Raw genomic sequence first — 17,250 nt, forward strand, 5'->3', positions numbered from 1 at the left:
GCCTCCGTCGGGGCTCCTCTTGCTCAACCCCCGTGGAAGTGCGGACTTTCGTCGCCTCCGGGCCCGATCAGGGGACGAAAGTCCGCACTTCCACGATGGGAAGGACCGAAGTCCGCACCTCGCGGGGGGTGGTCGCGAGGCGACGCTCCGAAACGGCGGGGTCGGCTAAGCGGTCTTGTCGCGGGGGATCGCGACGGTGACGCGGGTGCCGCGCTGCGCGGCGCTCGCGACGCTCAACCGACCGCCGTGTCCGTCGATCGTGTTCTTCACCTGGGCGAGTCCGAGACCGAAGCCCTGGATCGCGTTCGCGCGGGCGAAGGGCGTCCGGTAGAAACGGTCGAACATCTGCGCTCGCTCGCCGCGATCGAGCCCGGGGCCCCGGTCGTGCACGGTCACGATGACCTCGGAGTCCGTGGTGTCCTGCTCGATCGTGATGCGCGATTCGGTCGGGCTGAACTTGATCGCGTTGGTCAGGAGTTCGACGAGCGCCTTGCGGAGCTGGACGGCGTCTCCCTGGACCCACGCAGGCGCGGTGTCGTTCCGGCGCACGTCGAGCAATTGCCCTCGAGCGGAGGCGTGCCCCGAGACCGCCACGATGGCCGTGTCCACGATGGTGCCCATGTGCACCGGCCGCGGCTCGGCGAGCGTCTCCGCCTCGGTGGCCGCGAGGAGATCGGCGATACGGTCGCGCAGGGTCTTCGTGTTGCGAGCGATCACCTCCAGGTAGCGAGCGCTCGTCGCATCACCCTCAGGGAGCGACTCCTCGAGGAGCTCCAGGTACCCGGTCATACTCGTCAGCGGCGTGCGCAGTTCGTGCGACACGGTCGTGAGGAACTCCTCCCGGATGTCGATGGCCTGCGCGAGTTCGGTGATGTCGTAGGCGATGATCACGGTGCCGAGGAGATCGCCGTCGGGCCGGTGGACCTGGCGCGCGGACGCCATGATCGCCACCTGAGCGCCGGCGGGACCGAGCCACTCGACGTGCTCGTCGATCACCTCACCGCGGAGCGCCCGTGGGATGATCTGCTGGTCGAAGGGGATTGTCGTGGACCGGTCGGCGACGAGAACGTTCTCGCCCGCGTAGGGCGGCTCATCGAGGCGGAAGCCGACGAGCCCGGTGAGTGCCGAGGCCGAATCGTTCGCGACCACGAGCCGATTGTCGGAATCGTAGAACGCGACGCCGGCCGTCACGGTGTCGAGGATCGCACGCGACAACAGCTCGTTGTCCTGCGAGGTGCGGAGGGCAGCGGCCTGGGAATCGTGCGCCACGAGCAACCGCTCCCGGTTCCGTCGGAGCTGCGACGAGGCGGCATTCACGACGACCGCGACGGCGATGATGAGGGCGGGCAGCGTGATGACGTTCGCCCATTGCAGGGCGGTCGTGGGCCACGTGCCGCCGTAGGCGAACCCGTACGAGGTGATGAAGAGAGCCCCGGCCACCGCCAGCAGGACGGCCGAGCGATGGAACCCGTAGGCGAGCCACAGGATCGGGAAGATGGCGAGCATGCCGATGGACGGGATGTCGTCGAGCAGTTCCGCCCGGATGAAGGCGACGCCGGCGATGTCGACCACGGCCACCGACATGAGGGCGTTGGGAGAGACGGTCTCCCACGGCAGCACGGCGGCCCCGAGGGAGGCCAGCGCGATCACGCCGACGCCGAGGAGGAAGACCGGACTCGTCATTGCGGCGGGCACGGCGACGGCGACGACCGCGACGACGAAGGCCGTCGCGAGGAGCAGCGGAAGCTGCGCCCGGACGAACACGCGCAACCGGCCGCGCGGCGACCCCTCTTGCTCGAACAACGGCACGGCGACCTCCACGACCCCGGGCCGATCGTCAGCCCGTTGTTCCCATGATGGCGTCTTCTGCTGGCACTGTATCGATCCGCCTCGCGGCCGTGCGTCGAACGGCCACGATTCACCATGGGCCCGGCCATGAGAGCGATGGCTCCCCCGGTGTCACCGGCACTGGGGGATGCCGAGTTGCCACCAGTGGGATGCAATGGGAGAGCCGTGTGTTCCACCGGCCGCGCCCGTGAGGCGTGACGCACGGCAGAGAGACACCATGAGCATCGACCGCGTCGCCGCGACCACCGCCCCCACGTCGCCGATCGGCGCACCTGCCGCCGCCATGGGCCGCCACCGCACCGGCCGTGCCGAGCTCTTCCTCACCTGGATCGATCCGATCATCACCGGATCGCTCGTCACACCGTCCGGCCTCGCACTCGGCAACGCGGGACGCCGGACGGCACGCTCCGTGGTCGTGGACGTCCCGAACGGTCCTCAGATCGCGGTCGATCGGCTGCGGCGGAACGGACGCATCGTCGTCGCGTCGCTGCAGGAGCCGGGCAGCGTCGCAGCGGTCGTCGCCGTCGGCACGGTCTTCGTCGATTGGACGGACCATCACGGTCAGAACCGCTCGGCCTGGCTGCGGGTACCTCCCCTGCCGAGCCGCTTCCGCGCGAACGCGTAAGAGTCATCCGCCGAGTTCCGCGCGGCCCTCTCGCCAGTAGCCCATGAAGGCGACGGAGCGGCGGTCGACGCCGAGCTCCGACACGAGGAGCCGGCGGAGCATCTTGATGACGCTCGCCTCGCCCGCGAGCCACGCGTAGAACGGGGCGCGGTCACCGAGCGCGGCGCCACCGGTCGCGGAGACGGGCACCTCCCACAGCAGGCCGCGGTCGATGTCGACGTCTTCGAGAGGCGCGTTCGCGATGCGCTCGGCGCGCGCGATGAGTTCGCACTCCTCGAGCACGCGCGGGGCACGCTTCCTCAGTTCCGGCGCAAGCAGGGTTCCCACCTTCGCGTCGCCCCGGGCGAGTACGACGACCTCGACGTGCTCGGGCTTCGAGCCGATGACCACCGCGTCGTCGATGTGCGGCACCTCGATCACGGCGACGCCGCACGCGTCGGCGGGCAGACGCTCGAGGATGCCGGCGATCGCGGGGGCGGCCGTCTCGTCGCCCGCGAGCAGCACGCGGTCGACCGTCTCCGGGGCGTGCCAGTCCACTCCACCGTGCACGTCGGGGTAGTGCGCGCACGGCGCGTTCACGATGATGCGGTCGCCGGGCTGCGCGTCGAGCGCCCAGGACGAGGCCGGACCGAGGCGGCCGTGGATCGCGATGTCCACGTCGAACTCGGCGACGCCCGACCGCACCTCGCGGATCGTGTAGGTACGCATGGGCATGCGCTTCTCGTCGGGCAGTTCGCGCCAGCGCTGGTACCAGGTGGTCGGCTCGAGCGAGAAGTCGTCGACCCCGGCCGTCTCCGTGGGGAGCAGGAACTTGATGCGCTGGTCGTGGCGGTTGTCGGCGATACCGTCGCACAGCGGCCCCGTGAACGTGACGCGGCGGTACGTCGGGCTGATCGCGACGATCCGTTTGACCTCGACCTCGAAGAGGCGGAAGGGGATCGGGGCGGTGTCGGTCCGGTCGTCGATAAGCGTCATGGTAAGGAAAGCCTAACCTGACGAGGCCGGACGCGCTAGGGCACCGGTGATCCCCACCCTCACTCCACCCAGGTGCCGCTCTCGAGGAAACGCTCCATCCGTTCGCGATGCGGAGCCAGATCCCATCCCCGTGCGCTCACCCAGTCGTCGTCGTAGTAGGTGCCCGCGTAGCGCGCCCCTCCGTCGCAGATGAGCGTCACGATGCTGCCCTGCTCGCCCGCCGCCCGCATGCGCGCGATGAGCCGGAACGCACCGACGAGGTTCGTGCCCGTGGATCCGCCGGCCCAGTGGAGCGTGCGCTCGCGCAGGAGCCGGACGGCCGCGATCGAGGCCGCATCGGGGACCTGCAGCATCTCGTCGATCACCCCGGGGACGAACGACGGTTCGACGCGCGGGCGACCGATCCCCTCGATCCGGCTCGGCGTGCCCGTCGTGTGCCCCGCGTCCCCGTCGCGCCATCCGCCGAAGAAGGCGGAGCCCTCCGGATCGACGACCGCGACGCGCGTCGCGTGGCGGCGGTACTTCACGTAGCGGCCGAAGGTCGCGCTCGTCCCGCCCGTCCCCGCCCCGACGACGATCCAGCTCGGGATGGGGTGCCGCTCCAAGGCGAGCTGGGAGAACACGCTCTCGGCGATGTTGTTGTTCCCCCGCCAGTCGGTGGCCCGTTCGGCGTACGTGAACTGATCGAGGTAGTACCCGCCGCACTCGGCCGCGAGCCGCTCGGCCTCGCCGTACATGTCCGACCCGGGTTCGACGTAGTGACAGCGACCGCCGGCGAACTCGATCAGCTGGATCTTCTCAGGGCTCGTCGAGCGCGGGACGACGGTGAGGAACGGCAGGCCGAGCATCCGGGCGAAGTACGCCTCCGAGACGGCCGTCGATCCGCTGGACGCCTCGACGAGCGTCGTGCCCTCGTGGATGCGACCGTTCACGAGGCCGTAGAGGATGAGCGACCGCGCGAGTCGGTGCTTGAGCGAACCCGTCGGGTGCACCGACTCGTCCTTGAGATAGAGGTCGATCCCCCACTCTCTCGGCAGCGGGAAGATGTGGAGGTGCGTGTCGGCGCTGCGCGTGGCGTCGGCTTCCAGCAGGGCGATCGCGGTACTGGTCCAGGAGCTCACCCTCTCGAGGGTACTCGCGGGCCGGGCTCGATCCATGGGCGGCCGAGGCGAGGTGGAGACCGGGCGGTCAGCGCTCCGCCGCCGGCGCGCTCTCGCGCAGCACGAGACGGTGGCCGACGGTGACGTGCCGACCCGGGCCGTCGAAGCCGTCGAGGCGCTCGAGGACGAGGTCGAGCGCGCGCTCCGCGAGGGCCCGGGTGTCGGGGGCGACCGAGGTGAGGCTCGGGTCGGTGCTCTCGCCGAGGTCGATGGCGTCCCAGCCGATCACGGTGACGTCGCCGGGCACGTCGAGTCCGCGGCGACGCAGGGCGCGGAGGGCCCCGATCGCGGCGAGGTCCTCCCGGCAGAGGAGCGCGTCCACCCGGAGTCCGCCGTCGAGGGCGGCGCCGAGCGCGGCTTCCGCGTCAACGGCGTCGCCGACGGACCGCGGCACGAGGAGCGCGGGGTCGTGCTCCAATCCGGCGGCGGCGAGCGCCATCCGATATCCCTCGAGCCGGAGCTCCGAGGTGCGCGACAGCGTGCCCGTCTCGTGCCCGAGGAAACCGATGCGCGTGCGGCCGGAGGCCACGAGGTGGCGGACGGCCTCCTCGGCGGCTGCGACGTTGTCGATCGCCACCTGGTCGGTGTCGGCGGGCTGCGGGTCCTCGCCGAGGAAGACCACGTGCATCCCGCGCCGCTGCTCGTCGAGCCGGGCGGCGGAGAGCGCCTGCGGATGCATCACGAGTCCGTCGACGATGCCGGCCTCGCGGTCGTGGAGCACGGCGCGCTCACCCTCCTCCGTGCCGCCCGTCTCCGAGAGCAGCAGGCGGTAGCCGCGGTCCTCCGCGACGCGGGCGAACACGTGCGCGAGTTCCGCGAAGTACGGTCGCCGCAAATCGGGGAACGCGAGCCCGAGCATGCGGGAGCGGCCCGTGGCGAGGTTACGGCCGATGCGGTTGGGCCGGTAGCCGAGTTCGTCGACCGCGGTCTGGACCCGTTCGCGCATCGCGGGACTGACGTGCCGGTAGCCGCGCACCACGTTGGACACGGTCTTCATCGAGACGCCGGCGCGCTCGGCGACGTCCTGGAGCGTGACCCGATGCATCCTCGAAGGATACCGTTGACGACTCTTTACAGCGCTGTAAACTCGTACTCATGACTTCCGACGACGCGTCACCCCGGTCCGCCCCGACCTCCGCTCCCTTCCGTGCAACCCAGCAGGACGGCTCGTACCCCCGTCCGCAGCTCGTGCGCGAACAGTGGGCCGACCTCGACGGGACCTGGTCGTTCCGCCACGACGACTCCTCCGTCGGGCTCGCCGCCGGGTGGGCGGGCGGCTTCGGAGAGGCGCGCGACATCGTCGTGCCGTTCCCGCCGGAATCGACGGCCTCCGGCATCGCCGAGCCCGGGTTCCACCCCGTGGTCTGGTACGCGCGCACGATCACCCGCGGCGACCTCGACGACGCCGGCCTCTCCTCCGACGCACCGCGCGTGGTGCTGCACTTCGGCGCGGTCGACTACCGCGCGAGCGTGTGGATCGACGGCGCGTTCGCGGGCGAACACGAGGGCGGACACACCCCGTTCTCCTTCGACGTCACCGCGCTCGTCGTCGGCGACGACGGTGAGAGCGACATCGAGCACACGCTCGTGGTGCGCGCCGAGGACGACCCGCACGACCTCACGCAGCCGCGCGGCAAGCAGGACTGGCACGAGCAGGCCCACGCGATCTGGTACCGCCGCACCACCGGGATCTGGCAGACCGTCTGGCTCGAGGCCGTCGCCGAGACGTCGATCCGCTCCCTGCGGTGGGTGCCGCTCGATCACGCGCGCATCGAGCTCGGCGTCGCCTTCCGTGGCGCCGCTCCCGCGGGATCGCGCGTGCGTGTCGCTCTCTGGTGGGACGAACGCGGGGAGGACCTCGGCACGGTCGAATCGACCATGTCCGTCGGTGCCGACACCTTCGATCTCGTCATCCCCGTGGTGCGGCAGTCGAACGGGCAGGGTGAGGACGAGCTCCACTGGTCGCCGGAGAAGCCCCGCCTCATCGACGCCACCGTGTCGCTCATCACCCCGACGGGCGAGGAGATCGACGTGGTCGCGTCCTATCTCGGTCTGCGAACCGTGGGCGTCGGCGAGGGGGCGTTCCTCCTCAACAGCCTCCCGTACGACGTGCGATCCGTCCTGAACCAGGGCTTCTGGCCCGAGTCCCACATCGCCGCACCGACGCGAGAGACGCACCGTCGGGAGGTGGAGCTCATCAAGGAGCTCGGCTTCAACGCGGCGCGACTGCACCAGAAGATCGAGGATCCCCGCTTCCTCTTCTGGGCAGACCGGCTCGGGTTGCTCGTGTGGGGCGAGACCCCGGGCGCCTACGCGTTCTCCCCCACCGCCGTGCAGCGACTGATGCGCGAGTGGATGGACGCGGTGGAGCGCGACGTGTCGCACCCGTCGATCGTCACGTGGGTACCGGTGAACGAGAGCTGGGGAGTGCAGCACATCGACGCGGACCGGTCGCAGCAGGCGTACGCCCGCTCGCTCGCGGACGTGACCCGGGCGCTCGATCCGTCCCGTCCCGTCGTCTCGAACGACGGGTGGGAGCACCCCGCCTCCGACATCCTCACGGTGCACGACTACGAGGGCGATGGCGCGGTGCTCGCGGCGACCTACGCGGACGAGGACGCGCGGCGGCGACTCCTCACGGGCCGCGGGCCGGCAGGACGCCGCATCCTCGTGGGAGAGGCGACGGATACCGGGCAGCCGGTCATGCTCACCGAGTTCGGCGGCGTCACCTACCAGCCGGGCGCAGCGCGCGAGGACGGCTGGGGCTACACCGCGGCCTCCGACGGCGACGACTGGATCGCCCGCATCGGGGCGCTCTACGACGGCATCCGCGCGAGCTCGTTCCTCGTCGGGTCCTGCTACACCCAGTTCACGGACACGATGCAGGAGACCAACGGACTGCTGACCGCCGACCGCGAACCGAAGGTCCCGATCGAGCAGATCCGCCGCGCCGTCACGGGCCGCGACTGACGGGGACGGCTCCACTCCCCCTTGCCCGCTGCTCTCCCTCGCCCGCTGCTCCCCCTTTCTCCCCCGCGAAGTGCGGACTTTCGTCGCCAATTCCCTCGAATCGGGGACGAAAGTCCGCACTTCGGCGAAGGAGGGAACGAAAGTCCGCACTTCGGCGAAGGTCGGGGTCGGGTCGGGGCATAGCGCGCGCCGGTGTCGCGCGCGGCCCGCTGATCCTGCGCAGTTACAGGGTGGCTGCGAAGGGGTCGAAGTCGACCGGCACGGACGGAACCGGTGCCGAGATCGAGCTCTCGACGCGCACGAACTCGCCGCTCGCCGCCGACTCCTGCGCGGACAGCATGACGTCGAGCACGTGGAAGCCGAGCTCGCCGGTGGCGACGTGCGGGCGGTCCTCCGCGATCGCGCGGATCATGTCGAGCAAGCCGAGACCACGACCGACGACCATGCCCTTCTGCTCCACCTCTGTCCACTGCTGCTCGCCCCAGTCGCCGTCGGCGAGCGACGTGCGCGCCGTGACGAACGCGCTGCGCCCCTCGAACTGGTTGGGGTCGGGGATGACGAGCGAGCCCTCCGTGCCGTGCACCTCGAAGATGCCGTGCCGTTCGAGCGCGGAGTCGAAGCTCAGGAGGCTCGAGGCCTGCTGCCCGGCCGCGAACGACGTGAGCACCTGCAGGGACGTCGGGACCTCGACCGGGAAGGTCGTGCCAGCGTCTGGGCCGGAGTGGATCACGCGCTCCTCTGCCTTCTTCCGTCCGAGCGCCGCGACCCGCTCCACCGGGCCGAAGAGGCTCACGAGACCGCTGAAGTAATACGGTCCCATGTCGAGCAACGGGCCGGCGCCCTGGGCGAAGAGGAACGCGGGGCTCGGGTGCCAGAGGTCGGGACCGACGGTCTGGAACGTGGTCGTCGCGAACATCGGTTCCCCGATGACGCCCTCCTGGATGGCGCGCTTCGCCGTCTGGAACCCAGGTCCCAGGATCGTGTCCGGCGCCGAGCCCACGCGCAGCCCCTTCGCCGTGGCGTCGGCCAGCAACTGCCGCCCACCGGCCCGATCGAGGCCGAGGGGCTTCTCGCTCCACACGTGCTTGCCGGCCGCGATCGCGGCCGAGGAGATCTCGAGGTGCGCGGCGGGGATCGTCAGGTTCACGACGACCTGCACGTCGTCGTTCGCGAAGACGTCCGCGGCGGATCCCCACGCGGGCACGCCGTGCTTCTCCGCCTGGCTCTTCGCCCGCTCCTCGATGAGGTCGCCGACGATGACGACGGTCACGTCCGGGAAGGAGGCGAGGTTCTCGAGGTAGGTGTCGCTGATGACCCCGGCACCGATGACGCCGACTCCGATGGGCCCGCTCATGCGGCGTACCCACCCTTGACGAGGAAGTCGTAGCTCGCCTGGATGTCGGCGAAGACGTCTCCGGGGGCGTTGTCGTACTCGATGACGGCGTACTGGATGGCGCCCTCGCCGGCGGCGAGCGACTCCACGAGCGGAACGTTTCCCTCACCCGGTCGACGCTGGTCGAGCGTCTCCGAACCGAACGCCGCGGCACCCGGAGCGAAGGGGTTCTCGGCCGGCGCGATGCCGTCCTTCACGTGCACCGCGACGAGGCGCGAACCGAGCTTCGAGACGAGGTCCGGTCCGTCCTGGCCGCCCGTGAGTGCCCAGAAGAGGTCGAGCTCGATCTGGACGCGCGGGTCCGTCGTCGCGATGAAGCGCTCGTACGCCGTCTGACCGTCGAAGGACGCGATGAACTCCTGCGCGTGGTTGTGGTAACCGACGGAGAGGCCGAAGGTCGCGGCGACCTCGGCGGCCGCGTTCAGACGGTCGGCGATGTCGGCGACACCCTCCTCGGTGAGCCAGCGGTCCGCGGGCACCATCGGGTCGATGACCGTCTTCATGCCGAGCGTGGCGGCCGCCTCGAAGACGACCTCCGGTGCGGGGGTGGGGATGGAGCCGTCGGGCGTCCAGAGCTCGTCGGAGAGCAGCGGGGCGTGGCCGGTCGGCGACGACAGGCCACTCGCGTCGAGGGCTGCACGGATCTGCGTGGGACGGCCGACGAAGTCGAACGCCTCCACATGCTTGAGGCCGATGGCGGCGAGCTTGTCGAGCGACCCGTTCGGGTCCTCCGTGAACTGCTTCGCCAGCGTGTAGAGCTGGACGGATGCGATGGGGAGAGTCATGAGTGAAACACCTTTCGATCGGAGCCCGACGGGGCCCCGCAACTAGCGGACCTTCTTGATGGGGAAAATGACCAGTGCTCCTACGATCGCAGCTATCGCGCAGACGGAGAACCAGAGGGCGTAATTGTTTCCGGTCGGATCGCTCACGTAGACGAGGATTCCGCCGATGAGGGGAGCGATCGTCTGCGGCAGCGCGTTGGCGATGTTGAACACACCGAGATCCTTGCCGGAGTTCTCCGGGTCGGGAAGAACGTCCACGACGAGGGCCAGGTCGACGCCCACGTAGATGCCGAACGCGATGCCGAGCAGCGCCTCGAGCACGTAGAAGCTGCCGACGTCGTTCACGAAGATCAGCGCGAACGTGCCGAGCGCGAAGAGCGCGGTCGAACTCCAGACGAAGACCTTGCGGCGACCCAGGCGGTCGGAGAGCCAGCCGGCGAAGTAGCTCGCGCCCACGAGGGCGATCGTGTAGATGAGCACGCTCGTCGAGATCACACCGAGGACGTCCTCCTCGGGAACACCCACGTGGCGGAGGAGGTAGAAGAAGCGGAAGGTCGTGAATCCGAAAGCCGCGAACGTGATGAGGAATCGCGACCACCAGGCGAGTGCGTAGTCGGGGTTCTTGCGCGGGCTGACCCAGAACGTCTCGGCCCAGTCGCGGAGGGTGGCCCGCGGCGGACGGATGGGCAGGCGACGATCGGGCAGCACGACGGCGAAGATCACCATGACGATGATCGCGAGGACGGCCGGTCCCACGAACATGATGACGAGATTCCCGACGAAGGCCTGGGCCACATAGGTTCCGCCGAGGACACCGACGTTCTGCGCGATGCCGAGCGACGCCGTTATCTTTCCGCGCTGGAACTTGGGCACCTGGTCGGCGATCGTCGCGATGAACGGCGCGAGCGTCATGTTCGCGCCGAGCTGCGCGAGCGCCCAGCCGACGGTCGCCCAGAGGAGGTTCGGGGCGAGCGCCATGATCAGGAAGGCGAACGTCATGATGACGGTGCCGGAGACGATCCAGATGCGTCGACGGCCCCAGCGGCTCGTCGTGCGGTCGGACAGGCGTCCGAAGACGACGTTGGCGATGGTGGCGAAGAGCGCGCCGACGCCTCCGAGGACGGCCGCGGCGCCGTTCACGCCGTTCGGATCGATCGCCCCCGCGTCGACGAGCGACGTGATCTTGAGGCCGATTCCGACGATCGCCGGTCCGAGGAGGGCGATGAAGAAGACGAGCTGCGCGATGAGCAGCCAGGCGACGTAGCTCGGTTTCGCCGGCTCCGTCGGTTCATGGAACACGGCGTCGTTCTGTGCCGTCGCCGTCGCCGTCGTCATGCCGGACGGCATCCCCGCGGCTGACCCACTCGATGTTGTCATTTCCGGTTCCTCTCACCATTGAGCTCTGGAGTACGAGTGTCGGGGTTCAGATCTGAAAACCGATCACTGTACGGGATCGAGTATGGGACGAACGAAGTGAATCCACAAGTATGAATTTCGTCGTGTGACGGACGGACTGCCGCGGCATCCGATTGCCATCCGCGGAGCCTCCCGGCGGGCTCCGCGGTGTGCAATCCCCCGCCGCTGTCGGGGCCGCCCGCTAGGGTCGAAGACATGCCAGATTCCCTCGTCGTCAGCGTCCCCGATGCCCGCCTCGCGTATGCCGTGGGAGATGTGCCCGACGGTGTCGAGATCGTGGAGTGGGACTTCCAGAGCGACCCGCCGCGGTCGCGCATCGACCTCATCGTGCCGCCGTACATGGGCGGCAGCAGCCGCCTCGGCCGGGTCGGCGAGGTGGAGAACACGCTCGTGCAGTCGCAGTCGATCGGCTACGACGGCGTGGAGGACCTGCTGCCCGACGGCATCACGTACGCGAACGCCACGACCGTGCACGAGACCGCGACGGCCGAGCTCGCCCTCACCCTCACGCTCGCCGCGCAGCGGGGGCTGCCGCAGTTCGTCCGCGACGCCGAGTCGGGCACGTGGAAGAGCCGCATGCACCCGGGGCTCGCCGACAAGCGCGTCATGATCCTCGGCTACGGCGGCGTGGGTCGCGCGATCGAGGACCGGCTCCTGCCGTTCGAGGTGGAGGTCGTGCGCGTCGCGTCGAAGCCCCGGTCCGACGACCGCGGGCACGTGTACGGCACCGACGACCTTCCCGAGCTGCTGCCCGACCTCGACATCGTCATCGTCGTGACACCGCTGACCCCGTCGACCGCCGGACTCGTCGGCGACGACGTGCTCTCAGCCCTGCCGGACGGCGCCCTCGTGGTGAACGTGGCGCGCGGCCAGGTCGCCGACACCGACGCCCTCGTCAGCCACGCGACGGAGGGGCGCATCCGCCTGGCGCTCGACGTGACCGACCCTGAGCCCCTCCCCCAGGACCACCCCCTGTGGTCGCTCGAGAACGTCCTCATCTCCCCCCACGTCGGCGGCGCGTCCGGCGCCATGCTCCCCCGCATGGCCGCGCTCATCCGCCGCCAGATCGGCCATCTCCTCGCCGGCGAGGACCCGGAGAACATCGTCCTCCGCACCTGACCCCTCCCCCAAAGGGCTACTCCCGAGCGAGGGCTACACCTAGAGCTGGCGCCGTCGGTATCGAACTGCCGCCCTCGCAGACGGCCAACGCTCGCCGAAGCGACGGGCGAGACGGAGGACGCGGGTCGGACGAGGGAGAACGACATGGGGCCGGTCTCCCCCATCCGCTCCCTTTCTCGGCTATGCCGCAGCGAGGGCTGCAGATCCGCGCCGAGGGCTATAGGTAGACCTACAGCCCTCGCTCGGGAGTAGCGCCGTGGGTCAGAGGAGGCCGGCGTCGGCGAGGAGGCGGCGGAGGGCCGGGGCGATGTGTTCCGAGAAGGCCGTCGTGAGGTGCACCTGGTCGAACTTCGTCGGGAGCGAGCCCGCGAACGCCGGGCACACGTCACCGGCGCAGCTGAACGGGATCGACGAGACGTAGGTCCACGCTCCGGCTCCCGCGGTGGCAGCGCCAGCGGCGTCGAATGCCCTCCACGTGTCGTCCACCCGCACCGCACAGTCCGCGGGAGCGGACACCTGGGTGTAGCAGGACCCGAGGTCGGCTCCGAGGGGAGGGGGCGCGAGATACGTCACGCGGTCGCCGACGCCGAGCCCCGCCGCGTACCGAGCGGTCGCATCGACGATCTCCCCGGGCGACAGGTCCTGACCGGACGTCGTGTGCCCACCGACGAACGCCTCGGCGATCACGACCATGTCCGGCTGCTCGGCGGCGATCATCTCGGCGATCCCCTGCTTCCGGCCCTCGCACGACTCCATGACGCCGTCCCCGTCGCCCTCGAGGAGCACGTCGGTGAAGCGGCAGCCGTAGAGCCCGATCGTCGTGATCCGCCACTGCCCGCCGCTCTGATCGGCGATCGCACGGAAGGCCGGTGAATAGGCGAGGGCCGTGGAATCGCCGATCACGAACATCCGCTTGGGCGCGTCGCCGCTGCCCCACGAGCAGCGGCCCACGTCCGGCATGTCCCCGGGCTGGAAACAGTCCCGCGCCGGGTTGTCACTCGTGCTGCGGGAGATGACATCGTCGAGGGACGGGGAGAGCTCGGGCCAGGCCGTCGCCGTGGTCGCCGCCGCGATCTCCCCCTGCACGACGGCGAGCGCCTCGGTGTCGTCGCCCGCCGTCACCGACGCGGTGGTCGTGCCCACCGACTGCAACTGCGGCGACACGACGATGCCCCCGAGGCTCCCCACGATCACGGCGCAGAGCCCCGCCATCACGAACTGGCTGCCGAAGCGGCCTCGCCACTCCGTCCACGCGTCCCGCCGTTCTGCGCGCGGGGTTCGGGGCCGTTCGAGCCACGGCGACCGGTGGATCGGCTGCTCGACGAGAGCGTAGGAGATGAGGGCGAGCGCGAGGGTCGCCGCGAGGAGAACCGCTTGCGGCGCCGCAACCGTGTCGGGGAGCACGATCGGCAGCAGCACGACGACAGGGAAGTGCCAGAGGTAGAGGGCGTAGGAGATGTTGCCGATCCCCACGCTGAGCGGGTTCGTCAGGACGACGAGCGATCGGGACGCCCCTCCCATCCCTCCGGCGATCACGAGGGCCGCGCCGAGCGTGGGGGCGAGCGCCCACGGGCCGGGGAACGCCGAGTCTGCCGTGAGCAGCAGGCACGCCGCCACGATCACACCCACGCCGAGCCACCCGGCCGCACCCCGCGCGACGGCCGGCATCCGGAGGATGGCCGGCGACGACGCGGCGAGCACCGCGCCGATCCCGAGCTCCCACACGCGGGCCCCGGTCGCGAAGTATGCAGCTTCGGGCGACGCGGCCGTCTGCAGCATGGCGAACACGAACGACGCCACCACGACCGTTCCGGCGAGCGCTCCGACCGCGATCCGGGCACGCGTGGCCGAGCGCGCCGCGACGAGGGCGAGCACGAGCAGAACGAGCGCCGGCCACACGAGCGTGAACTGCTCCTCGACGGACAACGACCAGAAGTGCTGCAGAGGCGACACCGTCTCGCCGGCCGCGAAGTAGTCGGTGTCCGTCGCGGCGAAACGCCAGTTGCTCACGAACAACGCGGAGGCCACGGCGTCGCCGAGCACCGACTCGGCTCGCGGGCGGTTGAGCAGCAGGAACGACACCGCCGTCGTCACCCCGAGCACGAGCACGGCGGCGGGCAGGAGCCGCCTCACGCGCCGCCCGTAGAAGCGAGTGAGCGACACCCGACCGGTGCGCGCGTGATCGCGCAGGATCATCTCGGTGATGAGGAAGCCAGAGAGCACGAAGAAGACGTCGACGCCGACGTACCCGCCCGCGGGGACACCGAGTGTATGGCTGAGGACGACGGCCACCACGGCGAGCGCGCGCAGCCCCTGGAGGTCGCGGCGGAAGACGGTCGCCGCCTGCTGGTCCTGCGCCACACGATCCTCTCCGGCCGATGCGCGTGCGCCGGGCCCTCGTCACCCTATCGGCGGAAGACGTCGCCTCGATGGCCGCGAAGCGATGCGAGCCACCCCCCGTCAGGGTCGGGGCACGAGATCATCGACGTCGCCGTGCTCGCCGGGCGCGACGGAACGATCCTCCACGTCATCGATCCGACCTCTACGACCCCCCTCTCGATGGGCAGTTCTGACCTCCGTCCACGATCGGACCCGCTAGTAGCATCGGGGCTGATGAGCGAGCGCACCACACCCCCGACCCCTTCGGCCGAGACGACGGATGAGGGAGCGCCGATCCGCTCTCGAGCCGACCGGATGTACGGTCCGCCGCGCGCTGCACACCTCGCGTTCGGCGCGCCACAACCGCTCCTCGCGTACGCCGTCCCGTTCGTGATCGTCGCTATCGTCGCCGGACTCATCACCATGACCGCGCTCGCCGGGGTGCTCAGCATCGGGAACGGAGAGATCGTTCCTCTGCGCAACGGCTCGGGATCGACCCTGCTCGTCGGCGCCGGGCTCCTCGCCCTCGCCCTCGTGGTCGCCCACGCATATGGGATCACCGCGGCGACGCTCGCCCTGCTCGCACGCTCCGACGGTCGTCGCCTGTCCACGCGTCGCGCGTGGGCCGGCGCAGCACGTCGCCCCGGGAGCGTCACCCTCGCCGCCGTGGCATCGGCCGCGCTCACCGTCGTCGTCGCGGGCATCTCGACCGTCCTTCTGCCGGTCCTCCCCCTGGCCGGCGTGGCTGCACTCCTCGTGCTCTTCGCGATCGTCATCGTGACCGCACCCCTCCTGCTCGCGTGGCCGCAGGTCGTCGCCGGACGGAAGCCGCTCGGAGCGGCCCTCGACTGGGCCTGGCGCTCCACACGCATGATCGTGTCTCCATCCGCCGAACCCTTCCGCAGCCCTCGTGTCGCGGTCGTCTCGACCGTGCTGCTGACCGGCCTCGTGACGGCCGGACTCACCGCTCTCGGCAACCTCCTGCCCGTCGGGTGGTGGACACCCGTCGTCGGCGTCGGCCTGTCTCTCGTCCCCGCGGCGATCGCCCAGGTGCTGCTCGCCGGCGTCCTCGTGCGCGGCGTCGCGCTCCGGGAGGAAGGCGTGGCGATCGCTCCGCTCGTGTCCACCACGGACACGGCGCAAGCCACCGCTCGGACCTCCCGCCGCGGTGGCGCGCTGTGGGGCATCGCCGTCCTCCTCGTCCCCGCCCTCCTCGCCGGAGTGCTGGTGTGGGCGAACCCCTGGCGCGTGCCGTCTTACGCGGTCACCGATGTCCCGCAGGTGTGGCGGTCGTCGCAGATCGTGCCGTGGGCCGACGGCACGGCCGTGCTCTCGCGGCTCGGGGGCGAGTCGTCGGGAGTGCGACTCTGCTCCGGCGCAGCGTGCACCCCCGAGACCGAGATGCGATCCATCCTCCCGACGGCCATCGCTCCCGCCACGGACGGCGGGATCCTCTCCGCGAGCTGGTACCCCATCGAGGGACCGGACGACCGTTCGGGCCGCTTCGAGTTGCGGACCACGTACAGTTCGCCCGACGACCTGCGGGAGTGGGCGCAGCCGCTCCCCTCCGGACTGTCGGAGAAGGAGGTCGAGGACGTGCTGTGGGACAAGCGAGGGATGCCCGGCGACGAGCGCGTCCTCGGCGGCATCGACTCGGTCTTCCAGCCCGCCGATTCCGTGTTCGCGCGGTCCAACCAAGGACTCCTGGGCGTCGCGATCGACGCGAGCGGAGATTTCCCCGTCATCGCCTCGGTCGCGCGTCCGCGCGAATCGATCGACGCGGTCGTGTCGCTCGATTTCTGCTCCGACGCCGAGTGCTCGGAGAGCGTGCAGACGACGATCCCCATCACGTGGGGGTACGGCGGATCGAACTCGACCTCGATCGACGTGGCTCTCGCGCCCGATGGACGCACGGCCGTGGTCTCCCTGGCCGACGGCGAATCGCGGGACGGCCTCGTCCCTCTCCGCGTCATCACGGCCACGGCCGACGGCGGATCGACGATCGAGACGCCGGATACCGAGATGCCAGGCGATCCTGCCGACTTCGACTACGCGTACGGCACTCAGCTCGAGATCGGAGCCGACGGGCTGCCGGTCGTGCTCTACCGAGCCCCTGGACACCCAATGTTGCGGCTGTACTCGTGCACCGATCTCTCCTGCACCGCGAACACGATCGTCGACGTCGACCCGCCGGCCGACGTCATCCTGTCCTCGCCTTCCCTGGTCATCGATTCCACCGGGCGGCCGCTCATCGGTGTCATCGACGAGTCGGCGAGCGTCGCCCTGCTCTCGTGCGACGATGCGGCATGCACGACGCAGACGCCCGTCCGACTCGTCGGCGCGGTGCCGACGGACCTCGGCGACGGGGAGGCATTCGCCCTGGCCCTGGACGGGGACGACCACCCGCTCCTGGCGGTCGGCGTGCAGCGGGTGGGGTCGACGAAGAAGGCGACGTGGAGCGGAACCGTGCTCGAGTGCGCCGCTCCACGCTGCGGCGCCTCCTAGGCACGACCACACGCTCCGTCAGCTCGCGGCGCTCCGCACCACTCGCTCTCTGAGCCTGGCGAAGGGACACGGGGT

General features: G+C 70.3%; 12 protein-coding genes. 4 read left to right on the forward strand and 8 right to left on the reverse strand.

Annotated features, from left to right (window positions below):
* Positions 1-165: 165 nt before the first annotated feature.
* The gene (locus ELQ94_RS10550; protein ID WP_127049848.1) at positions 166-1,809 is read right to left on the reverse strand and encodes a sensor histidine kinase; all 1,644 of its coding nucleotides are present in this window, start codon (positions 1,807-1,809) and stop codon (positions 166-168) included.
* 256 nt (positions 1,810-2,065) lie between these two features.
* Between ELQ94_RS10550 and ELQ94_RS10555 the strand changes: the two genes are divergently transcribed.
* Positions 2,066-2,473, forward strand: coding sequence for a hypothetical protein (locus ELQ94_RS10555; protein WP_127049849.1), 408 nt, complete (start codon positions 2,066-2,068; stop codon positions 2,471-2,473).
* Positions 2,474-2,476: 3 nt separating this feature from the next.
* Here the strand turns inward: ELQ94_RS10555 and ELQ94_RS10560 are convergent, their stop codons facing one another.
* Genes ELQ94_RS10560 through ELQ94_RS10570 form a run of 3 tightly spaced genes read right to left on the reverse strand, consistent with a single transcriptional unit; the run spans position 2,477 to position 5,653 of the window.
* Positions 2,477-3,448 (reverse strand): siderophore-interacting protein, encoded by a 972-nt coding sequence (locus ELQ94_RS10560; protein ID WP_127049851.1) that lies wholly within the window; start codon positions 3,446-3,448, stop codon positions 2,477-2,479.
* A gap of 59 nt (positions 3,449-3,507) precedes the next feature.
* Positions 3,508-4,605 (reverse strand): L-cysteine desulfhydrase Cds1, encoded by a 1,098-nt coding sequence (gene cds1 / locus ELQ94_RS10565; protein ID WP_127049854.1) that lies wholly within the window; start codon positions 4,603-4,605, stop codon positions 3,508-3,510.
* A gap of 31 nt (positions 4,606-4,636) precedes the next feature.
* The gene (locus ELQ94_RS10570; RefSeq protein WP_127049856.1) at positions 4,637-5,653 is read right to left on the reverse strand and encodes a LacI family DNA-binding transcriptional regulator; all 1,017 of its coding nucleotides are present in this window, start codon (positions 5,651-5,653) and stop codon (positions 4,637-4,639) included.
* 50 nt (positions 5,654-5,703) lie between these two features.
* Between ELQ94_RS10570 and ELQ94_RS10575 the strand changes: the two genes are divergently transcribed.
* Positions 5,704-7,578: a glycoside hydrolase family 2 protein gene (locus tag ELQ94_RS10575; RefSeq protein ID WP_127049858.1), complete on the forward strand. Its 1,875-nt coding sequence runs from the start codon at positions 5,704-5,706 to the stop codon at positions 7,576-7,578.
* A 223-nt stretch (positions 7,579-7,801) separates the two neighbouring features.
* Here the strand turns inward: ELQ94_RS10575 and ELQ94_RS10580 are convergent, their stop codons facing one another.
* From ELQ94_RS10580 to ELQ94_RS10590, 3 genes are read right to left on the reverse strand one after another with little or no spacing between them, the layout of a single operon-like run.
* Positions 7,802-8,932, reverse strand: coding sequence for a Gfo/Idh/MocA family protein (locus tag ELQ94_RS10580; protein WP_127049860.1), 1,131 nt, complete (start codon positions 8,930-8,932; stop codon positions 7,802-7,804).
* Positions 8,929-9,756, reverse strand: coding sequence for a sugar phosphate isomerase/epimerase family protein (locus tag ELQ94_RS10585; protein ID WP_127049862.1), 828 nt, complete (start codon positions 9,754-9,756; stop codon positions 8,929-8,931). The genes ELQ94_RS10580 and ELQ94_RS10585 overlap by 4 nt, the downstream gene beginning before the upstream one ends.
* Before the next feature lie 42 nt (positions 9,757-9,798).
* The gene (locus ELQ94_RS10590; protein WP_127049864.1) at positions 9,799-11,133 is read right to left on the reverse strand and encodes an MFS transporter; all 1,335 of its coding nucleotides are present in this window, start codon (positions 11,131-11,133) and stop codon (positions 9,799-9,801) included.
* Between the two features lie 234 nt (positions 11,134-11,367).
* On the opposite strand from ELQ94_RS10590, the gene ELQ94_RS10595 reads away from it, so the two are divergent.
* Positions 11,368-12,291, forward strand: a complete 924-nt coding sequence (locus tag ELQ94_RS10595; RefSeq protein ID WP_127049866.1) for a 2-hydroxyacid dehydrogenase — start codon at positions 11,368-11,370, stop codon at positions 12,289-12,291.
* Between the two features lie 261 nt (positions 12,292-12,552).
* Here ELQ94_RS10595 and ELQ94_RS10600 read toward each other — a convergent pair whose 3' ends face one another.
* Complete coding sequence (locus ELQ94_RS10600; protein ID WP_127049868.1) at positions 12,553-14,652, reverse strand: acyltransferase family protein; 2,100 nt, start codon at positions 14,650-14,652, stop codon at positions 12,553-12,555.
* Between the two features lie 252 nt (positions 14,653-14,904).
* Here ELQ94_RS10600 and ELQ94_RS10605 point away from each other — a divergent pair, with 252 nt between their 5' ends.
* Entirely contained in the window at positions 14,905-17,175 is a 2,271-nt protein-coding gene (locus ELQ94_RS10605; protein WP_127049870.1) for a hypothetical protein, read from the forward strand.
* The last annotated feature ends 75 nt before the right edge of the window (positions 17,176-17,250 follow it).

The organism is Labedella endophytica (assembly GCF_003990045.1).
In the GTDB taxonomy this organism is placed as follows: domain Bacteria; phylum Actinomycetota; class Actinomycetes; order Actinomycetales; family Microbacteriaceae; genus Labedella; species Labedella endophytica.

Bases quoted from the DNA above. Each gene is read 5' to 3' on its own strand.
- cds1 (WP_127049854.1), bottom strand. From the start codon at position 4,605: ATGGATCGAGCCCGGCCCGCGAGTACCCTCGAGAGGGTGAGCTCCTGG.
- ELQ94_RS10580 (WP_127049860.1), bottom strand. From the start codon at position 8,932: ATGAGCGGGCCCATCGGAGTCGGCGTCATCGGTGCCGGGGTCATCAGC.
- ELQ94_RS10585 (WP_127049862.1), bottom strand. From the start codon at position 9,756: ATGACTCTCCCCATCGCATCCGTCCAGCTCTACACGCTGGCGAAGCAG.
- ELQ94_RS10575 (WP_127049858.1), top strand. From the start codon at position 5,704: ATGACTTCCGACGACGCGTCACCCCGGTCCGCCCCGACCTCCGCTCCC.
- ELQ94_RS10570 (WP_127049856.1), bottom strand. From the start codon at position 5,653: ATGCATCGGGTCACGCTCCAGGACGTCGCCGAGCGCGCCGGCGTCTCG.
- ELQ94_RS10605 (WP_127049870.1), top strand. From the start codon at position 14,905: ATGAGCGAGCGCACCACACCCCCGACCCCTTCGGCCGAGACGACGGAT.
- ELQ94_RS10560 (WP_127049851.1), bottom strand. From the start codon at position 3,448: ATGACGCTTATCGACGACCGGACCGACACCGCCCCGATCCCCTTCCGC.
- ELQ94_RS10595 (WP_127049866.1), top strand. From the start codon at position 11,368: ATGCCAGATTCCCTCGTCGTCAGCGTCCCCGATGCCCGCCTCGCGTAT.
- ELQ94_RS10555 (WP_127049849.1), top strand. From the start codon at position 2,066: ATGAGCATCGACCGCGTCGCCGCGACCACCGCCCCCACGTCGCCGATC.
- ELQ94_RS10590 (WP_127049864.1), bottom strand. From the start codon at position 11,133: ATGACAACATCGAGTGGGTCAGCCGCGGGGATGCCGTCCGGCATGACG.